Annotated in this window: 18 protein-coding genes; 11 read left to right on the forward strand and 7 right to left on the reverse strand. The window is 61.7% G+C overall.

Going from position 1 to position 17,704, the window contains the following annotated elements; translation table 11 throughout:
• The first annotated feature begins 75 nt into the window (after positions 1-75).
• Positions 76-399 (forward strand): hypothetical protein, encoded by a 324-nt coding sequence (locus tag ACM6G4_RS01720; protein ID WP_414912906.1) that lies wholly within the window; start codon positions 76-78, stop codon positions 397-399.
• 63 nt (positions 400-462) lie between these two features.
• Here ACM6G4_RS01720 and ACM6G4_RS01725 read toward each other — a convergent pair whose 3' ends face one another.
• A complete protein-coding gene (locus ACM6G4_RS01725; RefSeq protein WP_414912907.1) occupies positions 463-876 on the reverse strand; it encodes a cupin domain-containing protein in 414 nt (137 codons plus the stop codon).
• 44 nt (positions 877-920) lie between these two features.
• A complete protein-coding gene (locus tag ACM6G4_RS01730) occupies positions 921-1,673 on the reverse strand; it encodes an SDR family oxidoreductase (protein WP_414912908.1) in 753 nt (250 codons plus the stop codon).
• Positions 1,674-1,932: 259 nt separating this feature from the next.
• On the opposite strand from ACM6G4_RS01730, the gene ACM6G4_RS01735 reads away from it, so the two are divergent.
• The 9 genes from ACM6G4_RS01735 to ACM6G4_RS01775 all read left to right on the forward strand — a co-directional run bounded on the left by ACM6G4_RS01735 (position 1,933) and on the right by ACM6G4_RS01775 (position 11,655).
• Positions 1,933-3,522, forward strand: a complete 1,590-nt coding sequence (locus tag ACM6G4_RS01735; protein WP_414912959.1) for a winged helix-turn-helix domain-containing tetratricopeptide repeat protein — start codon at positions 1,933-1,935, stop codon at positions 3,520-3,522.
• Between the two features lie 173 nt (positions 3,523-3,695).
• Positions 3,696-5,069, forward strand: coding sequence for a glutamine synthetase family protein (locus tag ACM6G4_RS01740; RefSeq protein ID WP_056723714.1), 1,374 nt, complete (start codon positions 3,696-3,698; stop codon positions 5,067-5,069).
• Positions 5,070-5,076: 7 nt separating this feature from the next.
• A complete protein-coding gene (locus ACM6G4_RS01745) occupies positions 5,077-6,468 on the forward strand; it encodes an aldehyde dehydrogenase family protein (RefSeq protein WP_414912909.1) in 1,392 nt (463 codons plus the stop codon).
• A gap of 3 nt (positions 6,469-6,471) precedes the next feature.
• A complete protein-coding gene (locus ACM6G4_RS01750; protein ID WP_056723717.1) occupies positions 6,472-7,632 on the forward strand; it encodes an iron-containing alcohol dehydrogenase in 1,161 nt (386 codons plus the stop codon).
• A gap of 133 nt (positions 7,633-7,765) precedes the next feature.
• On the forward strand, positions 7,766-9,319 hold the full coding sequence (locus ACM6G4_RS01755; protein ID WP_223541425.1) for an amino acid permease: 1,554 nt from the start codon (positions 7,766-7,768) through the stop codon (positions 9,317-9,319).
• A gap of 219 nt (positions 9,320-9,538) precedes the next feature.
• Positions 9,539-9,829: a hypothetical protein gene (locus tag ACM6G4_RS01760; protein ID WP_414912910.1), complete on the forward strand. Its 291-nt coding sequence runs from the start codon at positions 9,539-9,541 to the stop codon at positions 9,827-9,829.
• An 81-nt stretch (positions 9,830-9,910) separates the two neighbouring features.
• Entirely contained in the window at positions 9,911-10,483 is a 573-nt protein-coding gene (locus ACM6G4_RS01765) for a chorismate mutase (RefSeq protein ID WP_414912911.1), read from the forward strand.
• Positions 10,484-10,489: 6 nt separating this feature from the next.
• On the forward strand, positions 10,490-11,224 hold the full coding sequence (locus tag ACM6G4_RS01770; protein WP_414912912.1) for an SGNH/GDSL hydrolase family protein: 735 nt from the start codon (positions 10,490-10,492) through the stop codon (positions 11,222-11,224).
• A gap of 2 nt (positions 11,225-11,226) precedes the next feature.
• A complete protein-coding gene (locus ACM6G4_RS01775; RefSeq protein WP_056723726.1) occupies positions 11,227-11,655 on the forward strand; it encodes a nuclear transport factor 2 family protein in 429 nt (142 codons plus the stop codon).
• 127 nt (positions 11,656-11,782) lie between these two features.
• Here the strand turns inward: ACM6G4_RS01775 and ACM6G4_RS01780 are convergent, their stop codons facing one another.
• A complete protein-coding gene (locus ACM6G4_RS01780; RefSeq protein ID WP_414912913.1) occupies positions 11,783-12,172 on the reverse strand; it encodes a c-type cytochrome in 390 nt (129 codons plus the stop codon).
• 288 nt (positions 12,173-12,460) lie between these two features.
• Complete coding sequence (locus ACM6G4_RS01785; RefSeq protein ID WP_056723737.1) at positions 12,461-13,123, reverse strand: hypothetical protein; 663 nt, start codon at positions 13,121-13,123, stop codon at positions 12,461-12,463.
• A gap of 231 nt (positions 13,124-13,354) precedes the next feature.
• On the opposite strand from ACM6G4_RS01785, the gene ACM6G4_RS01790 reads away from it, so the two are divergent.
• Positions 13,355-13,660 (forward strand): NIPSNAP family protein, encoded by a 306-nt coding sequence (locus tag ACM6G4_RS01790; protein WP_056723739.1) that lies wholly within the window; start codon positions 13,355-13,357, stop codon positions 13,658-13,660.
• Positions 13,661-13,673: 13 nt separating this feature from the next.
• Here ACM6G4_RS01790 and ACM6G4_RS01795 read toward each other — a convergent pair whose 3' ends face one another.
• The 3 genes from ACM6G4_RS01795 to ACM6G4_RS01805 form a co-directional block, all read right to left on the reverse strand.
• Positions 13,674-14,132: a GNAT family N-acetyltransferase gene (locus ACM6G4_RS01795; RefSeq protein ID WP_414912914.1), complete on the reverse strand. Its 459-nt coding sequence runs from the start codon at positions 14,130-14,132 to the stop codon at positions 13,674-13,676.
• A 177-nt stretch (positions 14,133-14,309) separates the two neighbouring features.
• Positions 14,310-15,998: a choline dehydrogenase gene (gene betA / locus ACM6G4_RS01800; RefSeq protein ID WP_414912960.1), complete on the reverse strand. Its 1,689-nt coding sequence runs from the start codon at positions 15,996-15,998 to the stop codon at positions 14,310-14,312.
• Positions 15,999-16,015: 17 nt separating this feature from the next.
• On the reverse strand, positions 16,016-17,590 hold the full coding sequence (locus ACM6G4_RS01805; protein ID WP_223541429.1) for a purine-cytosine permease family protein: 1,575 nt from the start codon (positions 17,588-17,590) through the stop codon (positions 16,016-16,018).
• Positions 17,591-17,704 lie beyond the last annotated feature (114 nt).

A 17,704-nucleotide genomic window follows, 5' to 3' on the forward strand; every position in this document is an offset into this window, starting at 1 on the left:
ATGAAGTTCTCTTAAAAAATCTCCGGCGTAACATCTGCTCCATACCAACCCATAAGCACCCCGGAGCACACCATCATGAAACGCCAGACCCTCCTCAGCATCGCTTTCTCGGTTTTCGCAGTTAACGCTTTCGCCGCAAACTCCGCTCAACCTGTGGTCGCTGAAGGCGGCTCGGATCGTCTGATTGAAAGCCGTGTGGCCGAGGGTGGTTCCGATCGCCTGATCGAGAATCGCGTGGCTGAAGGTGGTTCGGATCGTCTGCTGGAAAAACGCGTCGCTGAAGGCGGTTCCGACAAACTGCTGGAAAACCGCGTTGCCGAAGGCGGTTCCGACAAACTGCTGCAGAACCGCGTCGCCGAAGGCGGTTCGGATCGTCTGATCGAAAGCCGCGCTGTCTGAATGCAGTGCTTGACCGCAGGACTCAACGAAAAGCCCGGCCTCAACAGCCGGGCTTTTCGTGGTTCACTGTTTGATCGGTGTTACGAGCACCTTTTCCTCAGTGTCGAGGACGAACACCGCCAACAGGCGTGCAGGTTGGGTGTCGCTGGCGTTGGCGCTGACCAGGTGCACGGAACCCGGTTCCTCTACAAAATTTTCGCCGACCTTGTAGATCTTTTCCGGTTCGCCTTTGACCTCGATGCGAAACGAGCCCTCCAGCACCGTTGCATAAATGAAGGCCGTTTTCGGATGGGTGTGGGCTGGCGACGCGGCACCCGGCCCATACTCGACGACCACGCCCCTCATACTCTTGCCGGGGATGTTGGGAATGGGACGGTCGAACACCACCGTCACCTTACCGGGGGGCGGTTCGGCGGCCGATGCGGCGCTGATCGAGAGCGCAGCGAATGTAGCGGCCATCAGCATTCGGGTAACCATGGGACTTCTCCTGGATTGGTAGGGAAATGTGAGGGTGCGATTCGTTACTGCGCTGTCGACCGGGCCAGCCAGTCGTCGAAGCGGATCGCCCCCAGGCGTGCGTTCTTGCCGGTGACCAGCGATTGATCGTCGAGCACGGCGCCGAAGTAACGTGCATGCACGTCCGGCACGACCTTGCGGTTGTCCCGGGTCGCCCGCAGAAAGCGCCGGGCCAGTTCGTCGATCGGCATGGTTTCCGGGCCACCGACTTCAACGGTGCCATTGTGCGGTGCAGCCAGCACGACATCGGCCAGCGCCGCTACCACGTCGTCGGACGCTATCGGCTGGATCAGAGCCGGCGAAGCATGAATTTCCTCGCCAACGGCGAACGACTGGACAATGCCGCCGGCAAACTCGGAGAACTGCGTGGCACGCACAATGGTGTAAGGCATGCCGGACGCCTTGATAAGGGCTTCCTGCGCGACCTTGGCCCGGAAATAACCGGTATCGGGAAGCCGCTCACTCCCGACAATCGACAGGGCAACATGATGACGAACCCCGGCGGCGGCTTCGGCGGCCAGCAGGTTCCGGCTCGACGTTTCAAAGAAATCGAGAACAGCCTGGTCCTCCCACGACGGCGCGTTCGCCACGTCGACCACCACATCGGCACCGTCCATCGCTGCGGCCAGGCCTTCGCGGGTGATGCTGTTCACGCCCGTGCTTGGGCTCGCGGCGAGCGCGTCATGGCCGCGCTCGCGCAGGGTGCTCACAAGTTTCGATCCGATGAGGCCGGAGCCTCCGATGACGACGATCTTCATGACTGTTCTCCACTTGTCGACTGCAACCATTGCGTCGGTGTAGAGAGATTGCCTGCGCGCACCAGGCAAGTCCTTGCGCCAGGCTTGGGTTTGCCTTGGCGTGTGCTTGAATTTATGTCCAAAGCCGATGGTGTTCATCCAGCCGCCCTTGCCGCAGACGGTGCAGCGGGTGCCGAGCTGCCGTATCATCTGCCTCTGTTACCAACCGCCAGCCGCCTGGGACAAGGAGTTGAGGGCGATTCGCCAGGGGATGCTCGACTTGCCATTCACGTTTGAAGACTACTTGCTCGATCAAGAGCGCCGGGAGCTGACCCTGCGCGGGCAGGTCGTGGCCGTCGGACCGCAGGTCTTCGATCTGTTGCTGCTGTTCGTCAACAATCCCGATCGCGTCGTCAGCAAAGACGAATTGCTCAAGGCAGTGTGGGGCGACCGGATCGTTTCGGAATCGACGATCACCAGCCACATCAATGCGGTGCGCAAGGCCATTGGTGATACCGGCGAGGAGCAGCGCCTGGTACGCACCGTCCCCCGCAAGGGCTACCGCTTCGTTGGCCGGATCAACGGCGACTTGACCGGGGAAGCGCGACAGCCTGACATCGATGAACGCTCGACCGCTACCCCGAAGCAAATCCCCTCCCCCGCGCTCGTCCTGCCGGACAAACCCTCGATCACCGTCCTGCCCTTCCAGAACCTGAGCGGCGATCCGGAGCAGGAGTATTTCGCCGATGGCGTGGTGGAGGACATCATCGCCGCCCTGTCGCGGATCCGCTGGCTGTTCGTCATCGCGCGCAATTCGAGCTTCACCTACAAGGGCCAGACCGTGGACGCCCGGGGCGTCGGCCAGGCGTTGGGCGTGCGCTACGTGCTCGAAGGCAGCGTGCGCAAGTGCGGGAACAGGCTACGCATTACCGGGCAACTGATCGATGCGACAAGCGGGACGCACATCTGGGCGGAGCGCTTCGAAGGCCTGCTCGACGACATCTTCGAGCTGCAAGACCAAATCACCGAAAGCGTCGTCGGAGCCATCGCGCCGCAACTGGAACGGGCAGAAATCGAACGCGCCAAACGCAAGCCGACAGAAAGCCTGGACGCCTACGACTACTACCTGCGCGGGATGGCAAAACTGCACAGCGGCAGTCGGGAAGCCATCGAGCAAGCGCTGCCGATGTTCTACCAGGCCATCGAACTCGATACGGAGTTTGCTTCGGCCTATGGCATGGCCGCCTGGTGCCACTTATGGCGCAAGCTCAATGGCTGGATGGCCGATCGGCCTGCAGAAATCGCCGAGGGCATACGGCTGGCGCGTCTGGCGGTGTCCCTCGGCCGCGACGATGCCGTTGCATTGACCCGGGGCGGACATGCGCTTGCTCATCTCGCCGGCGAAGTCGACGCCGGCATTGCACTGCTCGATCGGGCACGCCTGCTCAACCCCAACCTCGCCCCCGCCTGGTTCCTGGGCGGTATCCTGCGGGCGCTGCACGGCGAAACAGACACCGCCATCGAAAATTTGAACCATGCCGTTCGCTTGAGCCCGCTGGATCCGGAAATGTTCAGGATGCAGGTCGGGATGGCGCTCGCGCATTTCTTCGCCGGGCACTTCGATGCCGCTGCGGACTGGGCGGAAAAAGCGCTGGGCAACCTGCCCGGTCTGCTGATCGCGGCAGCGCTGGTGGCGGCCAGTCATGCGCTCGGCGGTCGAACGGAAAAAGCCAATCTGGCGATGCAGCGTCTGCAAAAGCTGGATCCTTCTTTGCGTCTGTGCACCCTCAAGGGCTGGCTGCCCATTCAACGGCCTGAGGATTTCGCCCGTTTCGTCGATGGACTGCGGCTGGCCGGGTTGCCGGAATGATGGGGCGCTGAACACGACTTTCACCTGGCAAAACTTGCACTTTGCAAGGGTAGGCTAAGCTTTGAACAACTCGTTGCTCACGATGCTCGGTTCTGCAGGTTTTGGGTTTTTCTGGAGAGCGTCTGCAACAGCTATCCCAGACTGGCCCCAACCTTTCACGCAGGATTGCCGTGATGACAGAGCCCCTCCTCAGCTTTGATGCACTCAAGCGCGCCGCTGCCGCCGGCGAAATCGATACCGTACTGGTTTGCATGGTCGACATGCAGGGACGCCTGGTCGGCAAGCGCTTCCAGGTCGAGTTTTTCATCGACAGCGGCCACGAAGAAACCCACTGCTGCAACTACCTGCTGGCCGACGACATCGACATGGAACCGGTGCCGGGTTACGCCGCAGCCAGTTGGAGCAAGGGCTACGGCGACTTCGTGCTCAAGCCCGACATGTCCACCCTGCGGCGCGTACCCTGGCTTGAATGCACGGCGCTGGTGCTGTGCGACGTGCTCGATCATCACCATCGCCAGGACCTGCCCCACAGCCCTCGGGCGATTCTGAAAAAGCAGGTCGAGCGCCTGCGCGAGCGCGGCTATACCGGCATGTTTGCCTCGGAACTGGAGTTCTATCTGTTCGATGAGAGCTACGAGGCGATCCACAAGCGCAACTATCACAAGCCGAAAACCGCCGGCCATTACATCGAGGACTACAACATCCTGCAGACCACCCGCGAGGAGCCGGTGCTGCGGGCGATCCGCAAGCACTTGCAGGCCTCGGGCATTCCCGTGGAAAACTCCAAGGGGGAATGGGGCCCGGGGCAGGAAGAGATCAACATTCGCTACGCCGACGCCATGACCATGGCCGACCACCACGTCATCATCAAGCACGCCTGCAAAGAGATCGCGCAGTTGCAGGGCAAGGCGATCACCTTCATGGCCAAGTGGCGCTACGACGCCGCCGGTTCCAGCAGTCACATCCATAATTCGTTGTGGGACAAAAACGCCAAAAAGCCGCTGTTCTTCGACGCGAAAGCCGAGTTCGGCATGTCGAAACTGATGCGGGCCTGGGTCGCCGGGCAGCTCAAGTACGCCAACGACATCACCTGTTTTCTTGCGCCCTACATCAACTCCTACAAGCGCTTCCAGGCTGGCACGTTTGCACCGACACGGGCGGTCTGGAGCCGCGACAATCGCACCGCCGGCTTTCGCCTGTGTGCCGAAGGCAGCAAGGCCATCCGCATCGAATGCCGCATCGGCGGTGCCGACCTCAACCCCTATCTGGCCTTCGCCGCGCTGATCGCGGCGGGCTTGAAGGGTATCGACGAGAAGCTCGATCTTGCGCCGCCGTTCGAAGGCGACGCCTACCTCGACGAGCATTTGCCGGAGGTGTCCAAGACCCTGCGCGAGGCGAGCGCCGCCCTCAAGGCCTCAAGCATGTTGCGCGAGGCATTCGGTGATGAGGTTGTCGACCATTACGTGCACACCGCCGAGTGGGAGCAGAAGGAGTACGACCGGCGAATTACCGACTGGGAATTGCAGCGCGGTTTCGAGCGCTACTGAGAACATCATGACTGAGAAGGTGCAACTGATCTCACCGGTCGATGGCCGGGTGTACGTTGAACGCGATCTTGCCGATGCGGCGCAGATTGAGCAGGCGCTGACGGCGGCTGCCAGCGCACAAGTCTCATGGCAACGCCGATCACTGAGCGAACGCGCGGTTTATTGCAGCGCCGCGGTGGACGCGATGCTATCGATGGAGGCCGACATCGTCCCGGAACTGGCCTGGCAGATGGGCCGCCCGGTGCGTTACGGCGCCGGCGAACTGCGCGGTTTTGCCGAACGCGCCCGGCACATGATCGCCATCGCACCACAGGCCCTGGCCGCAATAGAGCCGGAACCCAAGGCGGGTTTCCAGCGCTATATCAAACGCGAGCCGCTGGGTACGGTGCTGGTGGTCGCCCCATGGAATTACCCTTATCTGACGGCGGTGAACACGATCATCCCGGCACTGATGGCCGGCAACAGTGTAATCCTCAAGCACGCGTCGCAAACCCTGCTGGTGGGCGAGCGTTTCGCCGAGGCCATGCGTCGCGCAAAACTGCCCGAGGGGTTGTTCCAGAATCTGCTGCTCAACCATGTGTCGACCGGGGCGATCCTTGCTTGCGGGCGCGTGCAGCAAGTGAACTTCACTGGTTCCGTAGAGGCTGGCAAGGTCATGGAAAGCGCCGCCAGCGGACAGTTTCTCGGCATGGGCCTGGAGCTCGGCGGAAAAGACCCGGCCTATGTCCGGGCAGACGCCAACCTTGAACAGGCGGTGGAAAATCTGGTGGACGGCAGTTTCTTCAATTCCGGGCAGAGTTGCTGCGCCGTGGAACGTATCTACGTCGACCAGAAAATCTACCCGGTGTTTGTCGAGCGCTTCGCCGAACTGACCCGCCAGTACGTGCTGGGCAACCCGCTGGACGAAGCCACCACCCTCGGTCCGCTGGTGACACCGGGCGCCGCCTTCTTCGTGCGTGGCCAGATCGCCGAAGCGCTGGCCCAGGGCGCCAAAGCGCTGATTGATCCGAAGTCCTTTCCCGCCGACGTACCGGGCAGCGCCTATCTCGCACCGCAAGTGCTGGTGGACGTGAACCATCAAATGTCGGTCATGCGCGACGAAAGCTTTGGCCCGGTGGTCGGCATCATGCCGGTGGCCAGCGATGAAGAAGCCATCGCCTTGATGAACGACAGTGAGTTCGGGCTCAGCGCTTCCATCTGGACCCGGGACCTCGCCGCGGCCGAACGCCTGGGCAACGAGATCGCCACCGGCACGGTGTTCATGAACCGCTGCGATTACCTGGACCCGGCACTGGCCTGGACCGGCGTGAAGAACAGCGGGCGCGGCGTCACCCTGTCGCCATTGGGCTACGAGCACCTGACCCGGGCCAAATCCTTTCATCTGCGTCACGAGGTGTAGACCATGAACCTGTCAGGAAACTGGAACTACCCCACAAGCGTTCGTTTCGGTGTGGGGCGCATCGCCGAACTGGCCGAGGTCTGTCGCAGCCAGGGTATCCAGCGCCCCTTGCTGGTGACCGACAGCGGCCTGGCGCGCGCGCCGATCACCACGGCGGCGCTGGACGCATTGCGCGCCGCCGGTCTTGGCGTGGCGCTGTTTTGCGACCTCAAGCCCAACCCGGTGGAAGCCAACCTGGCCGGCGGGCTCGACGCCTGGCGTGCCGGCCAGCACGATGGCGCGATCGCTTTCGGCGGCGGCAGTGGCCTGGACATGGGCAAGCTCATTGCCTTCATGAGCGGCCAGACCCGCCCGGTCTGGGACTTCGAAGACATCGGCGACTACTGGACCCGCGCCGACGACAGCCGCATCGCCCCGGTCATTGCCGTGCCGACCACGGCGGGAACCGGTTCCGAAGTCGGTCGTGCGGCGGTGATCATCGACGAGCGCACCCACACCAAACGCATCATCTTCCACCCGAAAATGATGCCGCGGGTGGTGATCAGCGACCCGGCCCTCACCGTCGGCATGCCGGCCAAGATCACTGCTGGCACCGGCATGGACGCGTTGTCCCATTGCCTGGAAGCGTACTGCGCCCCCGGCTTTCACCCCCTGGCCGATGGCATTGCCGTGGAAGGCATGCGCCTGGTGGCCAACTCACTGGTGAAGGCGGTACACACGCCATCGGACCTTGAAGCCCGCGCGCAAATGCTCGCGGCGGCGGCCATGGGCGCCACGGCATTCCAGAAAGGCCTGGGCGGGATGCATGCACTCTCCCATCCGGTGGGTGCGCTGTACGACACCCATCACGGCATGACCAATGCCACCTTCATGCCCTATGTGCTGCAGTTCAATCGCTCGGCCATCGAGGAGCGCATCACCCGCCTGGCGGCGTACCTGCGCCTGCCCTCCCCGGGGTTCGACAGTTTCCTGGCCTTCGTCCTCAAGCTGCGCAAGGACATCGGCGTGCCCCATACCCTGTTTGAACTGGGCGTGGATGACCGGCAGGCCGACCTGATCGCCGACATGGCGATTGTCGACCCTTCCGCCGGCGGCAACCCGCTGCCGTTGACCCGGGACGGCGTGGCAAAGATTTTCGACGCGGCGTTTCACGGCCGTCTGTAGAGCAGTCGCCTGGCCGGCACTGCGCATGGACAGGTGTGATCCGATAGCGACAGGAGCAGTACGACAAGGGGTTGAAGCCAGCCCATCCGGCCCGCCGGATGGTTGCGTATGAACACCTGAAGGGGCACACATCATGAACCCAGCAAGCCAGCCGGGCACCGAAACACACGACGATGACGTCAAGGTGCTGCACAGCATGGGCTATGCCCAGCAACTCTCACGACGAATGGGGGTTTTCTCCAACTTCGCCATCTCCTTTTCGATCATCTGCATCCTCTCGGGTGGCATCAACTCCCTGGCCCAGGGCACCTCGGGCGCGGGGGGAATATCCATCGGCATCGGCTGGCCGATCGGCTGCCTGATCTCCGGGGTATTCGCCATGGCCATGGCACAGATCTCCTCGGCCTACCCCACCGCTGGCGGCCTGTACCACTGGGGCTCGATCCTCGGTAATCGCTTCACTGGCTGGCTGACCGCGTGGTTCAACCTGCTGGGGCTGGTCACGGTGCTGGGCGCGATCAACGTCGGCACCTATTATTTCTTTTTCGGTGCCTTCGGACCGGCACTGGGCATGGAGGACACGACCACGGTCCGGGTGATTTTCCTGGCGATCCTCACCGGCCTGCAGGCCTTGTGCAACCACTTGGGCATCGGCCTGACGGCCAGGCTCACCGACTTTTCCGGCTACCTGATCTTCGGCACGGCGCTGGCCCTGACCATCGTCTGCCTGATGTCGGCACCCAGCTATGAATTCGCCCGGCTGTGGACCTTCGGCAACTACTCCGGCGAGGCGGGGGGCGGCGTCTGGCCGCAGGTCTCCAACGGCTGGGTGTTCATGCTCGGCCTGCTGTTGCCGATCTACACCATCACCGGCTATGACGCCTCCGCGCACACTTCCGAGGAAACCCGCAACGCGGCCATGTCGGTGCCGCGCGGCATGGTCATGTCGGTGGTCTGGTCGTTGCTGTTCGGCTGGCTGATGCTCAGCGCGTTCGTGCTGATGCTGCCGAACATGGACGAGGCGGCCAAGCAAGGCTGGAACGTGTTTTTCTGGGCCATGAACACCCAGGTCAACCCGACCTTGAAACTGGTGCTTTACGTGGCGATCTTCGTCTCGCAGGTGCTCTGCGGGCTGGCCACCGTCACTTCGGTTTCACGGATGATCTTCGCGTTCTCCCGGGACGGCGGCCTGCCCTGCTCAAAAGCGCTGTCGTCGGTCTCATCGACCCATCGCAGCCCGGTCGCGGCCATCTGGACAGGTGCCACCCTCGCGGTGTTGTTCGACTGGGGATCGTCGGTGATCTCGATCGGGGCAACGCCGGTCTATACGATCGTGGTGTCGTGCACGGTGATCTTCCTGTTCTTCTCCTTCGCCATTCCCATCGTGCTCGGCCTGTTTACCTATGGGACCTCGAAGTGGCCGACCATGGGGCCGTGGAACATGGGGCGTTTCTGGTACTCGGTGTTCGCCATTCTCTCGATCCTGTCGATGATCATCATTTTCGTCATCGGCATCCAGCCACCGAACGATTGGGCGCTGTACATCACCATCGGCTTCCTGGTGCTGACGGCCATCGTCTGGTTCGGCTTTGAAGCCCGGCGCTTCCAGGGGCCGCCGGTGGGCGACATGATCGTCAAGCGCCAGGCTGAAATTGCTGCGGCGGAAGCGGCGTTGAACCGCAAATAGAGCAAGCAATAAGTAACCTGTGGGAGCGGGCTTGCCCGCGAAAGCGGCGTGTCAGGCGACATTGATGCTGAACGTGCCGGCCCCTTCGCGGGCAAGCCCGCTCCCACAAGGATTTCAGTGTTCAAACCCTTAACTGATTGGCATTAGCCCGATCTGCCGGGCTTTTTTGTATGGCGATGATTTATCCTGCGCCTCCCCAATTTCACCCCGGAGACACCTGTGCCCGCCCTCACCGCCCGCGAGGTTTACCAGCCGTTGCGCGATGCCGCCCAGGGCATTTGCACCTTCCAGCGAGTCAACGACACCTGCGAGTCTGGCCATGTACGGGTCGACCTCGACGGCTGGCGCCTGACGCTGGAAGTCGACGCCGGTCACTTGCGCCACTGCCTGCACGGCCAAAGCCCCGACGGCCGTGAATATGTGTTCGACAACGGCCAGCGCTTCGGCACCGACCCGGTGAGTCTGCTCAGCACCTGGGAGTTGGCGCGGATTGAACGGTTGCTGGCCTGAATCCTTCGCAACCTGTCGTTCCCTGGTCGCACTTGTGATAAACAAGCCGGAGTGATTTTTGCGTCCAAGGAGGTTCTGCCCATGCCCCGTTCCCCACGCCTGCCGCACTGGCTGGCCTGCGCCCTGCTCGGTTTGTTCGCTGGTGTTGCCCAGGCCGGCACGACGCCCCCGGCGCCCGATGCCTTGCAACCCTTGCTGGCAACGATGAATGAGCGGTTGTACATCAGCGAGCTGGTGGCGCTGACCAAGTGGGACAGCGGCAAACCGGTCCAGGACAACGCCCGGGAAGCGCAAGTCATCGCCAACGCGCGCAAGCAGGCGGCCCAGCGCCAGCTCGACCCCGACGATGTCGCCGACCTGATCGCCGCCCAGATCGAAGCCAGCAAACTGGTGCAATACGGCCGAATCGCGCAATGGCAAGCAGCGCACAAGGCACCGGACACGCCACGGCCGGACCTGGGCAACGACATCCGTCCTCAACTCGACACCCTGCAAAGCCAGCTGCTCACGCAGTACGCCGCATTCCTGCCCTACCGCAAAGACCCGAACTGCCCGCAATGGCTGGCCACCGAACGCTCCGCGCTGATCAAGGATTACCTGCATGGCCAGGCGATGATTCGTGCGACCGGAGAGCTATGTGTTGCGGGGCGATAACGTCAAATGAGCCACACTGAAACCCTCGCCAAAGTCCTCCTCGGCCCGTTGTTGCTGGCGCAGGGTCTATACACGCGGCGCGTGACGCCCAAGTTGCCGGAGGCCGAAGGTGAACGCCACGGCGAATCCGGCAGCGGCGATGTTCTGCGCTTGTTGATTGTCGGCGACAGCGCCGCTGCAGGCGTCGGTGCGGCGACTCAAGGTGAAGCTCTCAGCGGGCGGCTGGTGGAGCGCCTGGCCGATGGTTACCAGGTGGCCTGGAAACTCTGGGCGCGCACAGGTCTGGATTCCCAAGGGTTGCTGGAGCTGCTCGAACAGCATGCACCCGAGCCGTTCGATGTGGCTCTGTTGTCGATTGGCGTCAACGATGTCACCAGCTCACTCACCCTGGATCAGTGGCTCGCCCGGCAACAGCGCTTGATGGCGCTGCTGTGCGACAGGTTCGCGGTGAGGCAGATTGTGGTGACGCCACTTCCGCCGATGCATTTGTTCCCCGCGCTGCCGCAACCCTTGCGCTGGTTCCTGGGATTCAGGGCGCGGCGTTTCAATGCACATTTGGCGGATCTGGCCGCACACCTGGATCAATGTACGATGCTGACGACCCCGCTGGCGCCCGAACCGGGATTGATGGCCAGTGATGGTTTTCATCCGGGGCCGATGCTCTACCGTCAATGGGCCGACGATGCCGCCTGGCTCATCGACCAACGCTTTCGCAGCACAACAATAAAAAACAGGAGTTGAAGATGTCCGAGCTGAACCTGAACCACAACGTCGCAGCATCCCTGAAGCAGTGGCACGCAATGATCGGCAACCGCGACTTGAGCGGCTTGCCGGAACTGCTCGATCCGCAGGCGGTGTTCCGTTCACCGATGGCGCACACGCCATATCCGGGGGCGCCGGTGGTGTCGATGATCCTCAATACGGTCATGAACGTGTTCGAGGACTTTGCCTATCACCGCGAACTGGCGTCGGCGGATGGCTTGAACGTGATTCTCGAATTCAGCGCCAGGGTCGGCGGGAAAGAGCTCAAGGGCATCGACATGATCCGCTTCAACGAACAGGGCAAGATTGTCGAGTTTGAAGTGATGGTACGGCCGCTCAGTGGCTTGCAGGCGTTGGGTGAAGAAATGGGGCGGCGGTTGGGGGCTTATCTGAAGGCCAGCAAGGCCTGATTTCCTGACTCACCCAAAATCCCTGTAGGTTTTGTGTAAAGCCTGGAATCGTCACACCATCGGCGGAGATTGAGTCGATGTCGAACCGCCCCCTTGCGCTACGGGTAGAGTTCGTAAAGCAGGCCGATCATTGCGCCGGGAAGGTTTGCAGGTAGGCCAGCAGGTCTTCGATTTTTTCCGGGTCGCTCAGGCCCCAGAAAATCATGCGGGTGCCGGGCACGACTTTCTTCGGCGCTTCGAGGTAGGCGATCAGGGTTTCGCGGTCCCAGACCAGGTTGGCGGATTTCATCGCGTCGGAATACACGTAGTCCGTGGTGACCGCGGAGTGGCGACCGACCACGCCATTGAGCTGCGGGCCGAAGAAGGCCCGAGCCGATTCACCGATCTGATGGCAGCCGCTGCAGAGGCGCTTGTACACTTTCTCCCCGGCCTGGACATCGCCCGCGGCAAGGGTGGGAGTGCTGAGCAGGACTGCGGTGAGCGCCAGGGCGAGGGTCGGGGCGGCGATTTTGTTCATGCTGCGTTTCCAGTCTGCGAGTGCTCGCTATTGGAACATGGATTGTCAGCATCCTGATGAATGTCCATCAAGCTGTCATCGAATCGTCATGAACCGGACGCCATACTCAGGTCATCCAATGCGTGCTTTATCTTTCTGCTGCCAGTCCCGGCAGCTTTTTTTTGCCTGAAATTCTGCTTACAGACACTCCTGCGCCGCACGCTCGAAAAAACAGTGCGCATGTATCAGGTCCTGAATAGAAATCCACGGTGGATCGGCTTGCCCGCCGCTCAATGGGTGTCGGGCTGATTAATTGGTTGTTGCGGTTAATCCGGCAGTCACCAGCGCCTTCAACGACGCATCGAACTGTTTCAGCGCGGTCAGTTGCAGGTCGCGTTGCTGTTCGATTTGCGCGGCGATTTCGGGTGCTGTCTTGTCATGCACCCACACCGACGGCAGTTGTTTTTCCACCGTGCCTTCGGCCTTGCCGATGTACTGCAGGTTGGCGTCGTAGAACCGCGCGGCGAAACGCGCCTCGACCCGGTCGTTACGCTGGGTCAGCAACTGGTTATGGGTATCGAGCATCACCACCACATCGGGATGGGCTTGCACCAGGGCATCAAGGTTGTCGTAGACAGTCACCGACACAAAGGTGTGGTGCAGCGAACTCATCAGCCAGTCAATGGCCAGGTCCGGATCGGAGCTGTTGACGAACGCCTGGCGAATCCGCGCATCCAGTGCGTTTTTCGCACCGTTGACGGCCACCGAGTGGTATTGCTCAAGGTATTGCAGGTTTTCCACGGTGTTTTCGCTGTAGAGCACCCCGACCGTTTGCCCGTATTGCAAGCCGCCCTGGCCAGCGGTGATGGGCGGCAGATGGCAGGTGCGTGCGTCTTCGGCAAAGGCCGATGCGGTGGATACGACACTGCCCAGCAACAGAGCAATCACAGCCAGTCGGGTCAAGATTTTCATCGCGCAGGTTCCTTGAGCAGCGTGTTCAATGCCGGCAATTTTCCGCCTTTGCGCAAAAAACAGAACTTGCGATTCTTGATGGTGACTATTGACTGAACCAATAGTGCGGCGACGCCGCCGCCTACTCTCTGGCGCAAAATTACCGGTCAATGTCGAACAAGCGGCTGTGCCGGGCGCCCAGGGTTGATTACAGTGGCGACTGCCCTCAAAACCTGATCAAGGAACGAAACAATGGTGACCTGCTACCTCAAATACGTGCTCGATCCCTACCAGCTCGAAGCGTTCGAGCACTACGGCAAGCTGTGGATTCCCCTGGTGGAAAAGTTCGGCGGCCAGCACCACGGCTACTTCTTGCCGTCGGAGGGCGCCAACAACATCGCCCTGGCGTTGTTCACCTTCCCCAGCCTGGCGGCGTACGAGCATTACCGGCAGCAGTCGATGAACGATCCAGAGTGCATCGCGGCGTTCAAGTATGCCGAAGAGAAGAAATTCATCCTCAGCTACGAACGTTCGTTCATGCGGCCGGTGTTTGGCTGACTGGATCGCTGACTCAGTCTTTTTTCAGATCCAGGCAATAGGTGTAGTAACCGGGGTCGCGCACCCAGCCCAGGGATTCATACAGGTGCTGGGCGGTGAGGTTGTCGGTGGCGGTTTCCAGGGTCATGCCTTTGCCGCCGGCCAGCTTCGCAAAATCCCGGGCGGTGTTCATCAGCAAGGTACCGGCACCTTTGCCCCGGGCGGCGGGCGTGGTGAACAGATCACCGAGCAGCCAGGTGCGATGGGCATCGATCGAGGAAAAGGTCGGGAACAGCTGGACGAAGCCGAGGTTTTCACCGTCGCTGTCCTGGGCCAGAAATATCACCGATTCATCCCGGGCAAGGCGCTCGACGATGAAGGCGCGTGATTGCGCAAGGTTTGACGGCTGCTTGTAGAACATCCGGTAGGCGTCAAACAAAGGGGCGATCTGATCGATGTGCGAGGCGTCGGCGCGCAGGGCCTGAATAGCCATGAGGGTGCTCCATTGCGGTCTCAAGGAATTACAGACTAGCAATGGAGGTGAAGCCGAGAGGGACTTTTTTCAAAGTAAGTTTCAAAGCAAGATCAAAAGATCGCAGCCTGCGGCAGCTCCTACATTGGAATGAGTTTCCCGTAGGAGCTGCCGCAGGCTGCGATCTTTGCTTTTGGATCAGACCCGCACGTTACGCCCCGGCAACGAAGTACGCTGGCTGCTCTCCCAACCCTCCACCAGTCCCACCGGCACATCCGCTGACGGCAGCATCTGCGCGCCACGCACCAGATCCGACGCCCGCTCGGCGAGCATGATGGTCGGCGCATTGAGGTTGCCGTTCGGCTCGGTCGGGAACACCGACGAATCGATCACTCGCAGACCGGCGATGCCGCGCACGCGCAATTCGGAATCGACCACCGCCATGTCGTCCTCGCCCATGCGGCACGAACCGCACGGGTGGTAGGTGCTTTCCAGGTTGTCGCGCACGAAGGTGTCGAGGTCTTCATCGCTGGTCACCTGGGCACCCGGGGCAATTTCGCCGTCGCGGAAGCGGTCCATGGCTTTCTGGCCGATGATCTCGCGGGTCAGGCGAATGCAGCGACGGAAGCCCTCACGGTCCTCTTCCCGCTCCAGATAGTTGAAGCGGATTTCCGGATGCTCGTACGGATCGGCTGAGCGAACCCGCACATAACCACGACTTTTCGGCTTGTTCGGCCCGGTCAGCACCATGAAGCCATGGCCCTTGATCGGTTTGTTGCCGTCGTAGCGCATCGCCGCCGGCAGGAAGTGGAACTGGATGTCCGGCCAGCGCAGGCCCTTCTCGGAGCGGATGAAGCCACCGGCCTCGAAGTGGTTGGTGGCGCCCAGGCCGTCCTTGAACAGCAGCCAGCGCAGACCGATCATCAGCTTGCTCAGCGGGTCCATCTTGTTGTTGAGGGTCACCGGTTCCTTGCAGCCGAACTGTATGTACACCTCGGCGTGATCCTGCAGGTTCTCCCCTACTCCCGGCAGGTCATGGCGTACGCCGATCCCGGCCTTGCGCAGGACGTCCGCCGGGCCGATGCCCGAGCGTTGCAGCAGGTGCGGCGAACCGATTGGCCCCGACGAGATCAGCACTTCGCGGTTGCAATACACCTGGTGGGTCTGGCCACCGTGGTCATACATGACCCCCACCGCCCGCTTGCCTTCAAGAATGATCTGGCGGGTCATCGCATGGGTAATCACCGTCAGGTTCGGACGACCCATGGCCGGGCGCAGATAGGCGTTGGCCGTGGAGCAGCGCACACCGTTCTTCACGGTCATGTGCATCGCGCCGAAACCTTCCTGCATGTAGCCGTTGCAGTCTTCGGTCTTGATGTAGCCCGCTTCCGCGCCGGCTTCGACCCAGGCACCGTACAGCGGGTTTTTCATGTGGTTGCCGTTGGTGGTGTGCAGCGGCCCGGTCTGCCCGCGATAGCTGTCGCCACCCGACTCGTAGCTCTCGGCGCGCTTGAAGTACGGCAGGCAGTTGCGATAGCCCCAACCTTCGGCACCCAGGGATTCCCACTCGTCAAAGTCCAGCGCATGGCCACGAATGTACACCAGGCCGTTGATCGACGAGGAGCCGCCCAGCACCTTGCCCCGTGGGCAGTGAATGCGTCGGCCGTTAAGGTGGGTCTCCGGCTCGGTTTCGTAGCGCCAGTTGTACTTCTTGGTGTTCATCGGGATCGAGAATGCGCTCGGCATCTGAATCACTACGCTCTTGTCACTGCCGCCGAATTCCAGGACCAGCACCGAGGTGGCCGGGTCTTCGCTCAGGCGGTTGGCCAACACACAACCCGCCGAGCCTGCGCCAATGATGATGTAGTCGTATTTTTGCGTAGCCATTTTTTGCGTGGTCATGACTATCTCCCGACCGTCGATTCAGTGAATACCGGCAGCGGCTGCTGTTTGTGGGTCAGCGTGTCGCCAGTGGTGTATTGCGGGGAGTTTTTTTCGATCTGCTGAATCACCGCCTCTTCGCGTTTCAGATCGATCGAGCGGCTCAGCCAGTAGTACGCCACGCCCGACACGATCAGCCCGACCAGCCAGGCGATGTCGATGCTGCCCAGTGCCTTGGCGAGCGGGCCGACATACACCTCGCGCTGTTCAACGCCGTCGAAGATGTAGAAGAACGGGATCATCGAGATAAAGCCGATGGCATAGGCGGCGATACCGCGCAGTCCCCAGCTGCCGTAGATGTTGCCGTGGGGCATGAAGAAGTGCGGGATGGCGTAGCGGCCTTTGCGCACGAAGAAGTAGTCGGTGAGGTTGACCGACGTCCAGGGCACCAGGAAGTACAGCATCACCACCAGGTAGATCCCCAGCACCGACAAGCCTTTGCCGGAACTCTGGATGCTCAGGGCCACGCCCAGTTGCAGCAGGATCACGAAGCCGATGGCCAGGATGCGTGCCTTGCGGGTGGGTTCGATGTGCTTGATCGAGTCGACACAGGTCAACGTGGTCAGCTTGGCGCTGTAGATGTTCATCGCGATCACCGGCAGGAACGCCAGGATGGTGACCACCACCACCGCTGTGCCCACCAGTGGCGACACGGTGTTGCCGACTTGCCCGAGGGCCACCAGCACGTCAGTGGTGTGCAGGTGATCGGCCAGCCAGCCACCGACGGAAATCATCCATGCACCGGACAGAGAAGCTCCGAGGAACACCACGGCGATCAGCTTGCCGCTGGAGGTGTTTTTCGGCAGGTAGCGCGAGTAGTCCGACACATAAGGCGCATAGGCGATGTTGTAGCTCGCGGCCGCCGCAAACTGCGCGATGAAACCGGTCCAGTTGAAACCCAGCGGCTCACGGGCCACTTCGCCCTCCGCGAGTGCCGGCAGCACCGCATCCGGCACCCAGCCCATCACCACCGCCATGGTCACCAGGCCATACAGCGGCAACGACAGGTACAGCGCCCATTTGAAGCTGCGGTGCATCCAGTCATGGCCGAGAATCGCCAGCACCGCCGCCGGTATGGTCACCGCCACCGCGATCACTGCGGGGCTGAACCCGAACAGCGTGTGCAGCCCCTGCATCATCAACACCAGGTTGACGATGTTGAAGCCGGCGAACACGAACAGCGTCGCCAGCAACACCAGGATCACCCCGCGATAACCGAACTGCGCGCGGGACTGGATCATCTGCGGCAGGCCAAGGTGCGGGCCCTGGGAGCCGTGAAAGGCCATGAACAATGTGCCGAACATGATGCCCAGCGTGCCGGCCAGCGTGGTCCAGAGCGCGGTCAGGCCGACGCTTGGGCCAACGAAGCCGATGGTCATGGTGAAGAAGGTGAAGTTGCCGAGGAACCAGAACGGGCCCTGACTGGCCAGCTTGTCGGTGCGCTCGTTCTCGGGGATGAAGTCAATCGAATGCCCCTCGACGACGGATTTTTCGTCGAGGCTCGACACGCTCGGGGCGGACTTGGCGTTAGTGTTCATGATGGACTCTTATTGTTGGAAGATCATGACGAGATAACCGCGTTCTTTCGGGTGAACGACTCCCCTGTGGCCCTGAAAATGGGACTGCTGCGCAGTCCAGCGGGAGCAAGCTCC

Origin of the sequence: Pseudomonas sp. IT-P258, assembly GCF_949767825.1 — a bacterium.
In the GTDB taxonomy this organism is placed as follows: Bacteria; Pseudomonadota; Gammaproteobacteria; order Pseudomonadales; family Pseudomonadaceae; genus Aquipseudomonas; species Aquipseudomonas monachiensis.